Below are 10,971 nucleotides of genomic sequence, written 5' to 3' on the forward strand. Positions count from 1 at the left end.
AGTAAAACTAATACTAAAAATAATAAGCAAACTATGCCTTTGAATATTGATAAAGTACAAGTCAACGATGGCTCTATGTTATTTGCCGATTTAAGTTTAACCCCACAATTTGCCACAGGGATTCAAGCTTTGTCAGGCCAAATTAATCATATTTCTACACAGACTAATAAATTAGCTACGGTTCAATTAAATGGACGTGTTGACCAATATGGTAAAGCGGTGATTAAAGGGCAAGTAAACCCTTTTAAGCCTGATCAGAAGACCAATATTGCGTTAAAGTTTGATAATGTTGAATTGACGACTCTTACGCCTTACTCGGCTAAATTTGCAGGCTATCGTATTGATAAAGGAAAATTATCCCTAGATTTAAATTATCAAGTGGCCAATCGGCAATTGGTGGCTAGTAATAAAGTGGTTTTAAATCAACTGACTTTGGGAGAAAGGGTAGACAGTCCTGATGCCAAAAATTTACCTTTACGATTGGCTCTAGCCATTTTAAAAGATAGTCATGGCGTGATTGACTTAAATATTCCCATTACAGGCAGTTTAGATGACCCAAAATTTAAAGTAGGCCCAATTATTTGGCAGGCTGTGGTCAATGTTGTGACCAAAGTAGCAACCGCTCCGTTTAGGTTTTTAGCAGGTTTGGTCAATGGCCAAGATGATATTGATAATATTCCCTTTGACCTAGCTAATAGCCAGCTTAATGAACAAGCCAGTACCAATGTGCAAAAAGTAGCCGATATTTTGCAAAAGAAAGCTGATTTACAAATAGAGGTACGAGGTAATTTTAATCAACAACAAGAGTTGGCAGCCTTACAACAAGCAAAATTTAAGCAATTATGGAATAGCAATTATCCTAATCAAGCGATCAGTATTAGCTTATTAGAAAAGCTCTATAGTCAACAAATAGGTACAGAAGCTTTAGCACAACAAAAAGTATTAACGCTAAAACCGAGCGCAGAGGGACAGAGTTTGACCACACAAACGGCTATTTATCAACAAACATTAATTGATAAATTGATTCAAGCACAGCCTGTTACTGAAGGTGATTTAAGACAATTGGCTTTAGAGCGGGCAAAGAGCATTAGAAATCAATTAGTTGAAAAATATCAAATAGCCGCTAATCGGATTTTTATCTTAGAACCTAATGCCGTTGAATTATCTCAAAATCAACAGGTTATTACTAATTTGACCTTAAAACAGGATTAAAATATGTAAGATTGTTTGACAAAAGTTGTTGAGACTGTATAGTGGCTCATGCTAGCATCTTTTTGTGAATGGGTACAAATAGAACAAGGTCATTTTATCGACTGTTCTTATTAGGCTATACAGGGTGTGAATCATGGCTTTTAAAGCGGCAGAGAGTTTAGCAGAACAAATTGCTCGACATGTGGGACGACAAATTGTTACAGGTGACTTAGTTGAAGGTGAGCGTATTCAAGAGTTGCGTATCGCCAACGAGCTTAATGTCAGTCGTGGCTCTGTTCGTGAAGCCTTATTGATTTTGGAACGTCGTCATTTAATCGAAATTTATCCGCGTCGTGGTGCGGTAGTCTCGGAAATGTCTGCCCAACAAATCCGTAGTTTATTTGAAATGATTGCTTTGTTATTAGGCTTAATTGCGCGTCGCGCGGCTGATAATTGGCGTCAACATGATGTAGAACCATTTACGTCTTTATTAGATAAACTCCAAAATGTTGCTCGTCAGGGCGATATTGAAGCATTTTATGAAGGTTCATTTGAATTTTTTCATTTAAGTTGTCGTTTTGCGATGAATAGTTATATTGAGGAAATGTTGGAAGACCTTCAGCCAGCATTACAACGTAGTTATTATTTAGCCTTACATACCAATAAACGTGAATTACAAGAAGCGCATAATCATTTTAAATCAATTGTAGAAGCGATTTTAATGCGTAAAGGTGATCAAGCTTCAGCATTAGTTGATGATTTTTGCCGTCATTTGCGTAATTTGGTGTTAGATTCATTAGCAAGAATGAAACAAATCGAATTGGCGTGGGCGCAACGCTCACGACGTTAATATAGTGAGATTTACTGAATTTTTGGTAAATCTCAGTATTAACATTAAGAGTTTTCACAGTATCTTTTATTATTTTCTGCCTAAAAATTATTCAAAAAGAATATTTACTCTAAAAAAGCGATTTATTTGGCATTTTTGCAATATTTTGTTGCAAATTACCGATAAGCTGTCTATTTTTTTCGATAGAATTTGTACGATTTTTACTACAAGGACGCCGTAAAGCGCTGTTTTCAGACTTAAAAGTTTGTTAATCAAAATTTTTGATAGCTTCAATCAAAAATCAGCTCATTCGTTTATGGATGATTTATCTTTTACCCCTAATTAATGAATAAATAACCATGCGCCTTAAAAGTATTAAGCTAGCGGGTTTTAAATCATTTGTGGATGCCACCACTGTGCCATTCCCTACGAATTTATCTGCCATCGTAGGGCCAAATGGTTGTGGTAAATCCAATATTATCGATGCCGTTCGTTGGGTAATGGGTGAGTCGTCTGCGCGTTATTTACGTGGCGAGTCAATGGCGGATGTTATTTTTAATGGTTCTAGTGGCCGTAAACCTGTTGGCCAAGCCAGTATTGAATTAATTTTTGATAATAGTGATGGCACATTAGGCGGAGAATATGCCCGTTATAATGAAATTGGTGTCCGTCGCCAAGTCAATCGTGATGGTAAATCTGATTATTTTTTAAATAGCAGCCGTTGTCGTCGTAAAGATATTACTGATATTTTTTTGGGAACAGGATTAGGCCCTCGTTCTTATGCAATTATTGAACAGGGGATGATTTCACGCTTAATTGAAGCGCGCCCTGAAGAGTTACGGGTTTATATTGAAGAAGCCGCAGGTATTTCTCGTTATAAAGAGCGTCGCAAAGAAACAGAAACCCGTTTAACTAATACGCGTGATAATTTAGCGCGTTTAAATGATATTCGTGATGAATTAACCCGTCAGTTAAGCCATCTGCAAAAGCAAGCGGATGCTGCCGAAAAATATCGCGCCTTAAAAACCGAAGAACGTCAAACTAAAATCGAATTATTTGCATGGCGTTGGCAGACTATTCAGCAAGAGCTTGCCCAATATGAATTGCAAATTCAACAGCAAGCCGAACAGTTAGCGCAGTCATTGGATCAGCAACAGCATTTAGAAGCAGCTTTGGTGCTTGAGCGTCAAAAAGAAGAACAAGCTCATCAAGATTTACATGGTGCTCAAAATCATGTTTATGGTGTAGCGAATAGTATCAATCAAAACCAACAACAAATTGCCCATTTGCAACAGCATCGTCAGCAATTATTGCAACAACAACAGAGCGTGGTTTTACGTCAGCAACAAGCACAACAAGAATCGGTGCAAGATGCCGAAGAATGGGCAATGTTGGACGCTCAACTTAATGAATTGAAGCCTGTGCTTGATGAATTGCATGCGTTATTAGCCGAACAAAACAGCCAATTATTTGATGCTGAGCAAAACTTATTGCAACAGCAACAAGCTTACGAAATTAAGCAACAACAAATCGCCCAAAGCACCTCACAAGTGCAAGTATGGCAAGCTAAAGTACAAGCTTATGAGCAAGCTTTATTGCGTAGCCAAGAACGTCAACAACGCTTGCAAAAAGAGTTAGCTGAGTTTGCGACCGATGGTTTATTAGATGATGTGGCGATGCAGCAAGAAGCTTTGGCTGAGCTTGATGTCTTATTACAAGATGAACAAGCTGAGCTTGAACAATTAAGCGACAAGCTTACTCAGGCCGCACAACAGTCACAACAGTTACAGCAAAACTTACATAAACTCAAAAGTGAACAGCAAAAAGCTGAAGGCCAACAATCCGCCTTACAAGCTTTGCAACAAGCAGCCGTGGGACGTGATAATCAACAGCAGTATCGTTGGTTACAACAACAAGGCTTAGCTGAGCAGCCACGTTTGGCTGAGGTATTAAAAGTAGAACAGGGTTTTGAGCCTTTGGTCGAAACTGTGTTAGCTGATGTATTAAAAGCGATTGTGGTTGATGATATTAGCCAAATTGATGTTAGCCAAAGTCCCGCATTAGTGTTGATTGAGCGTGGTGCAAACACAGCATTAAAACAGGGAAGCCTCGCACAAAATCTTGTTTCAGAGATTGCCCAAGATTTATTAACACAGGTTTATGCCGTTGCCGATTTGCCAACAGCCTTGGCACAACGTCAACAACTGGCTAATGGTGAGTCTATTATCACCGAAGATGGTTATTGTGTTGGTAAAACATGGTTGAAAGTGTTGGGTAAAGGTGAAGATAGTGTTTTAGCTCGTCAACACAGCTTAGAGGCTTTACAACAGCAATTAGCGCATTTGCACCAAGAGATTAGTGAAGCGCAACAACAGCAAGTGCAGCTCAATCAATTACAACAACAAATGGAACAGCAGCGTTTACAAGCACAGCGCCAACTGTCGAGCCATTTACAGCAGCGTGGTGCGGAGCAAGCTAAATTAGCCAAATTACAGGCACAATTAACACAAACTCAATTACAAGCCCAGCGTTTGCGCCAAGAGCTAGCCGAGTTAGCCGAACAAAGCGAATTAGATCAAGAATCATTAGCTGAATCACGGATGCAGTTAGAGCAGCATTTACAAGATTTACAAGAACAGCAATTGTTGATTGAGGATTTACAACAAGCTCGAGAAAATAACCGAGTATTATTACATAATGCGCGTTTTAGTGTGCAGCAAACCCAACAACAAAATCATCAAACGGCATTAAAAGTTCAAGGCTTAGAAACTCGTTTAGCAGCATTAAGTCAAAATAAACAACGTCAGCAACATTATTTAATGAGTTTAGATCAACAAACTGTGGATATGCAGCGTGATATTGAAGCATTAATAGAACCTGTGGCTGAATTAAAATTAGTTCTCGAAGAATTAATGGCAGAAAAATTAATTGCTGAACAAACATTACAGCAAATGGAACAAGATTTGCATTCGGTGACTCAATATTATCGACAATTGGAACAGCAACGCCAAAGCTTGGTAATGTCTTTAGAACCATTACGTCAACAATTAGAAAAAAATCGTTTGCAATGGCAAAATTTATCGGCACATCAAGGCCATATTGTCGAGCAGTTAAAAGAATTTAATATTAATACCGAGATAATAGCCGATTATCTAAATGTGCAAATAAATGAGTCAGAATGGCAAATGCGTTTGGAGCAATTAGCCAATAAAATATCGCGATTAGGTGCTATTAATTTAGCCGCGATTGATGAATATCAACAGCAAGCAGAAAGAAAACAGTATTTAGATAATCAAGCCCAAGATTTAGAAGAGGCATTAACTAAATTAGAAGCAGCGATTAAACATATTGATAAAGAAACACGTAGTTTATTTATTGATACTTATAATCGGGTAAATGAAGGATTACAGCATTTATTCCCTAAAGTATTTGGTGGCGGTATGGCGTCATTAAGTTTAGTGGGAGAGGATACCTTAACCAGTGGCGTGAGTATTATGGCGCGACCACCGGGTAAAAAAAATGCCACCATCCATTTATTATCGGGTGGTGAAAAAGCATTAACGGCTTTAGCCCTAGTATTTTCGATATTTCAATTAAATCCTGCACCATTTTGTTTACTAGACGAAGTGGATGCACCATTAGATGACGCTAATGTAGGACGTTTTTGCCGACTCGTGGAAGAAATGGCGCAGCAAGTACAGTTTATTTATATCACACACAATAAAATTGCGATGTCGATGGCAACGCAATTAATGGGTGTTACCATGCATGAACCTGGTGTTTCACGTTTGGTGACCGTTAATGTAGAACAAGCCGCAGCCTTAGCCGCTGCCTGAGAGATCTGTTATGACGATGGAAATGGGAATCGGGATCGCCCTTGTGGTTGCTCTCGTTGTGTTGGCCAAAACAATATTTGATTTGTCCCAGCAGAAAAAACAACAAGCTCGTATTGAGCCTGCTTTAACTGATGAATGTACCATTGTTGATGGTTTTCCGATTATTGCACGTGCTTCACGTACACATTTACCTAAAGTAGGTAATATTGAGCCTGTATTAGCTGCAGAGCAATCTACTGATTTTACACAGACTTTTGCCGCTAATGAAGAGTTAGACACTGTGAAGTTTGTTGTTGAGCAACCTGTTGTTCAGCAAAGCAATGTGGCAATTTTACCAGTTCGCCACGAGCCACGTATTGAGCCTGTTGCCGAAGAGGAAGAAACGGTTGCTGATGATGAATTTATCGACACTGTTGCGATGTCTCAATCACAAAGTAAAGTGGTTGAAGGTCAAGACTATGTGGTTTTATATGTGACTTCTGGTCGTGTGCCTTTTGATGGCGAGCGTTTATTAAAGGCCGTATCAAATTATGGTTTACGTTTTGGCGAAATGGGTATGTTCCATCGTCACGAACATCCAAATGGCCATGGCCAAGTATTATTTAGCATGGCTCGTGTTGATGAATCAGGTGCATTTGATTTAGAAGCAATGGGTTCTGAGTTTATTAATGCCGTGACCTTGTTTGTTGCCTTACCAAATCAACAACCTTTATTAGCTTATGATATGATGATTGACACGGCTAAGCGTTTAGCTCATGAATTCTGTGGCCAAGTATTAGATCAAAATCAACAACCATTAAACCGTCAGTTAACGGAACATTACCGTGAATTTGTTATGGAGTTTACTCGTCACCACTTGATGAGCAAAGCTGTTTGATCTTCTATCGTCATAATAGAGCCATAGACTTATTGTAAATAAATATAAGTCTAGAAAAACAAAAGCCCCATTTTTGGGGCTTTGTTTTTGCGTCAGAAATACCTTACGTATTTTACTGACATTAGCACGCTTTCTGGTGGATGCGGTAAATGTGAATAAACCAGTGATAATCGTGTAAGTCATAAGTAGTCGTTTAATAGCGTAGCTAGCTAGTATATTTTTTTGTCTTGAGTCATTATCAGTATGAGTAATTTTGAATTTAATTTTGGGAATGAAAACGTGTTATCGGAACAAATTATTCAGCAGGCATTATACTTAAGAGAGCAATTACGTCATCATAATCACTGTTATTATGTGTTAGATAATCCACAAATTAGTGATGCACAATACGATATTTTATTTAGGCAATTACTACAATTAGAAAAAGATTATCCGCAATTACAAAATCCAGATTCACCCACACAAAAAGTTGGCGGTGAGGCATTATCGGCATTTAATAGTATTGAGCATAGAATACCGATGTTGTCGTTGGGCAATGTATTTAGCCAAGATGAATTAAACGATTTTGAACGCAAAATAAAAGAACGTTTAGAAACGAGTAGTGATATTGAATATTGTGCCGAATTAAAATTAGATGGTTTAGCGATTAGTTTAATTTATGAGAATGGACTATTTAAACAAGGTGCAACACGTGGTGATGGCACGACGGGCGAAGATATTAGTCATAATCTAAAAACCATTCGAAATTTACCATTACAGTTAAATACCTTAACACCACCAGCAATATTAGAAGTGCGTGGTGAGGTCTTAATGCCTAAAGCGGGTTTTCATAAATTAAATGCGGAGGCTCAACAAAAAGGCGAAAAAATTTTTGCTAATCCACGCAATGCGGCGGCAGGCAGTGTTCGCCAGTTAGACCCCAAAATTGCAGCCCAACGACCTTTGGCATTTTATGCCTATGCTGTTGCCCAAATTGATGGCCAAGAATTACCAAAAACCCAATATGAAGTTTTACAGTGGCTAAAAAGCTTGGGCTTTACCATTAGTGACCAAATTCAAACAGGTATTGGAGCTAAGTTTGCCGCCCAGTTTTTTGCTCAAATTCAGCAGCAACGTAGTCAATTACCTTATGACATTGATGGGGTGGTGATTAAAGTCAATGAGCTAGCTAAACAACAACGATTAGGCATTGTTAGTCGTGAGCCACGCTGGGCAACTGCCTATAAATTTCCTGCCGAATTAGCGAGTACCATGTTAGAGGCCGTTGATTTTCAAGTGGGACGAACAGGGGCATTAACGCCTGTCGCTCGTGTAAAACCTGTGTTTGTTGGTGGTGTGACGATTAGTAATATTACCTTGCATAATATGGACGAAATTAAACGTTTAGATTTGGCGATTGGTGACACCATTGAAGTGTGTCGTGCAGGGGATGTAATTCCTAAAGTGACACAGGTATTACACAAAGCAGAACAGAGCCAAGTAATTACTCTTCCTAGTCAATGTCCTGTTTGCCAATCAGCCATTGTCCAAGACGAAAAAGGCGTGATTGCTCGTTGTTCGGGCGATTTTTATTGCGAAGCACAAGTACAGCGGCGTTTAGCACATTTTGTCTCACGTAAAGCGATGAATATAGATGGTTTGGGTGAGCGTTGGTTAGAGCAATTTTTAGAAATTGGCTTAATTAGTAATATTGCTGATTTGTATGCATTAACGAAAGAAAAAATCTTAGCCAAAAATATTGAGGGCATGGGAGAGCGTTTAGCCGAGAAGATTGTTAATGCCATTGAGCAAAGTAAAACTACCACGTTGCCACGTTTTATTTATGCCTTGGGTATTCGTGGCGTGGGAGAAAGTACCGCTTTAGCCTTAGCACAACATTTTGCAAGCTTAGAAGCCATTCAACAAGCCACAGAGGAAACCTTAAAACAAGTGCCTGATATTGGTGAGGTCTCGGCAAAATGGATTGTGGCGTATTTTCAAGAGCCAATTCATCAACAAATGATTGCTAAAATGCAAGCAGCAGGTGTGAATTGGCCCGCAATTGAGCAACGTGGTACACAACCATTAACGGGGCAAATTTGGGTGCTAACAGGCTCATTAACAGCAATGGGACGAGATGAAGCTAAAACAAAATTGCAACAGCTAGGCGCTAAGGTTAGTGGTAGCGTCTCCAAAAAAACCACTATTGTGGTTGCAGGTGCAGAAGCAGGTTCTAAATTGGCCGATGCTCAAAAGTTAGGCGTGACGGTTTGGGATGAGCAACAGTTAATAGCTTTGTTACAAGAACATCAAGCTTAAGTTTTTTGTTGCTGATACCAATACCACGCATACAAGACAGCCAGAGTTTGTGTGGCTAAAATAGGCATCAGCAACACATAATAACTGTAATGCAGAAAGCCATAAGCACCTATTAATCCACCAGCAATAAACCCGCCTAATAATATTAAATACAAGCCAATTTTGCGTTTATCAATACTATGACCACGCAAATATTGACCAATTAACGCCCCTAAATCAGTCACCGTACCTGTCACATGAGTGGTTCTAATGACGGCACCACTATAAGTGCTAATCATCGCATTTTGTAAACCACAAGCAGCAGAAGCCCAAAAATCACCCGCACTATAATTGCCTTGCAACATAATCAGCGCAAAAATTAACAAAAGACTTTCTATAAATAGCGCAACACTATAACGTCTGCCGAGTTTGAGTGTGGCATTTTGAATAATTAAACCACTGAGCATAGCACCCATAAAAAAACTCAGCATCACACCCATAAAATGTTGCACGGCTAGCCATTCGCCTTGAACGATTTTTAAACTAAATAAAGAAACAGTACCCGTTAAGTGTGATACGGATTGATGTTGAAAGCCAAGCAAGCCAACCACATTAATTAAGCCAGCAATTAACGCTAAAATAAAAGCACCAATTTCGATCCATGCAGGGAGTTTTTGCGTCATAGCGTGATTTCACAGATAAACTTGACATTACAATTTGTAAGGATTAAGACTTAATTAATAATAGCCACCAATTATAACTGATAGAAGGATAGATAAATGTTTGAGTCAGCCGAAATTGGCCACAAAATTGAAAAAGCGATTTATAAAGTTGAAGAACCAATTCTCAGAGAAGCATTATTGGATGCACAGTACGAATTAAAAGAGCATAAAGACTTTCCTGTGGTGATTTTAATTAATGGTGTTGATGGTGCAGGTAAGGGAGAAACTGTGAATTTGCTCAATGAATGGATGGATCCGCGTTTAATTTCGACTTGTGCGTTTGGCCAACCTTCGGATGAAGAAGAAGAGCGGCCAAGAATGTGGCGTTATTGGCGGTCATTACCAGCCAAAGGCAGAATTGGTATTTTATTTGGTTCTTGGTATACAGACCCGATTATTGAACGGGTGGCAGGTGAGATTAAAGCCTCAGAATTGCATCACCAAATTGATGAAATCGTTAGATTTGAAAAAATGTTGGCACACGAAGGGGTGTTGTTATTAAAGTTTTGGTTTCATTTATCCAAAGACAAACAAAAGCAACGTTTAGAACAATTAGAAAAAGACCCCAAAACACGTTGGCGTGTGACGGAGCAAGATTGGCAACATTTTAAACAATACGACAAATTTAGAGAAGTTTCTGAATCCGTATTACGTGAAACGAGTACCGCTGAAGCTCCGTGGATTGTGGTTGAAGGTGAGGATGCTAATTATCGAAGTTTGACTGTAGGAAAATTTATACTACAAGAAATCAAACAACGACTAGCACAAAAACCTATTGTCATGACTCAAAGTGATGCTGCACCCTTATTACCGCCAATCGACAATTTACAATTATTAGATACCTTAGACTTAGACAAAAGTTATAGCAAAAAAGATTATCAAGAAGATTTGGAAAAATGGCAAGGAAAACTAAATTTACTCAGCCGTCATCCAAAGTTTAAAGAACATAGTGTTATTGCAGTCTTTGAAGGTAATGATGCCGCAGGTAAAGGAGGCAGTATAAGACGAATTACCGCTGCTCTGGATGCACGCCAATACACAATTATTCCTGTGGCAGCTCCGAGTGAAGAGGAACGTGTACAGCCTTATTTGTGGCGTTTCTGGCGTCATATTCCACGTAAGGGAAGAATAAGCATTTTTGATCGGTCATGGTATGGCCGAGTCTTGGTGGAACGGGTAGAAAGCTTTTGCCAAGAACATGAATGGTTAAGAGCTTATGGCGAAATTAATGACTTTGAA

The 10,971-nt window shown here is 38.9% G+C and carries 7 protein-coding genes; 6 read left to right on the forward strand and 1 reads right to left on the reverse strand.

What is annotated here, in order from left to right; all coding sequences use genetic code 11:
- The 5 genes from Q0212_RS09225 to ligA form a co-directional block, all read left to right on the forward strand.
- A partial coding sequence (locus Q0212_RS09225) for a DUF748 domain-containing protein (protein WP_297924755.1) occupies window positions 1-1,212 on the forward strand: 1,212 nt, incomplete at its 5' end.
- 133 nt (window positions 1,213-1,345) lie between these two features.
- Window positions 1,346-2,041 carry a GntR family transcriptional regulator gene (locus tag Q0212_RS09230; protein WP_297924757.1) on the forward strand — a complete coding sequence of 232 codons (696 nt, stop codon included), beginning with the start codon at window positions 1,346-1,348 and terminating at the stop codon, window positions 2,039-2,041.
- 338 nt (window positions 2,042-2,379) lie between these two features.
- Window positions 2,380-5,856, forward strand: coding sequence for a chromosome segregation protein SMC (smc, locus tag Q0212_RS09235; protein WP_297924758.1), 3,477 nt, complete (start codon window positions 2,380-2,382; stop codon window positions 5,854-5,856).
- A 22-nt stretch (window positions 5,857-5,878) separates the two neighbouring features.
- The gene (gene zipA, locus Q0212_RS09240; protein ID WP_297924760.1) at window positions 5,879-6,733 is read left to right on the forward strand and encodes a cell division protein ZipA; all 855 of its coding nucleotides are present in this window, start codon (window positions 5,879-5,881) and stop codon (window positions 6,731-6,733) included.
- A 243-nt stretch (window positions 6,734-6,976) separates the two neighbouring features.
- Window positions 6,977-9,031 (forward strand): NAD-dependent DNA ligase LigA, encoded by a 2,055-nt coding sequence (gene ligA / locus Q0212_RS09245; protein ID WP_297924761.1) that lies wholly within the window; start codon window positions 6,977-6,979, stop codon window positions 9,029-9,031.
- On the opposite strand, the gene Q0212_RS09250 is transcribed toward ligA, so the two are convergent.
- Window positions 9,028-9,693: a YoaK family protein gene (locus Q0212_RS09250; protein WP_297924762.1), complete on the reverse strand. Its 666-nt coding sequence runs from the start codon at window positions 9,691-9,693 to the stop codon at window positions 9,028-9,030. The genes ligA and Q0212_RS09250 overlap by 4 nt on opposite strands.
- Before the next feature lie 96 nt (window positions 9,694-9,789).
- Here Q0212_RS09250 and pap point away from each other — a divergent pair.
- A partial coding sequence (gene pap / locus Q0212_RS09255) for a polyphosphate:AMP phosphotransferase (RefSeq protein ID WP_297924763.1) occupies window positions 9,790-10,971 on the forward strand: 1,182 nt, incomplete at its 3' end.

The sequence above is a fragment of the uncultured Agitococcus sp. genome (genome assembly GCF_937920075.1).
GTDB lineage: Bacteria > Pseudomonadota > Gammaproteobacteria > Pseudomonadales > Moraxellaceae > Agitococcus.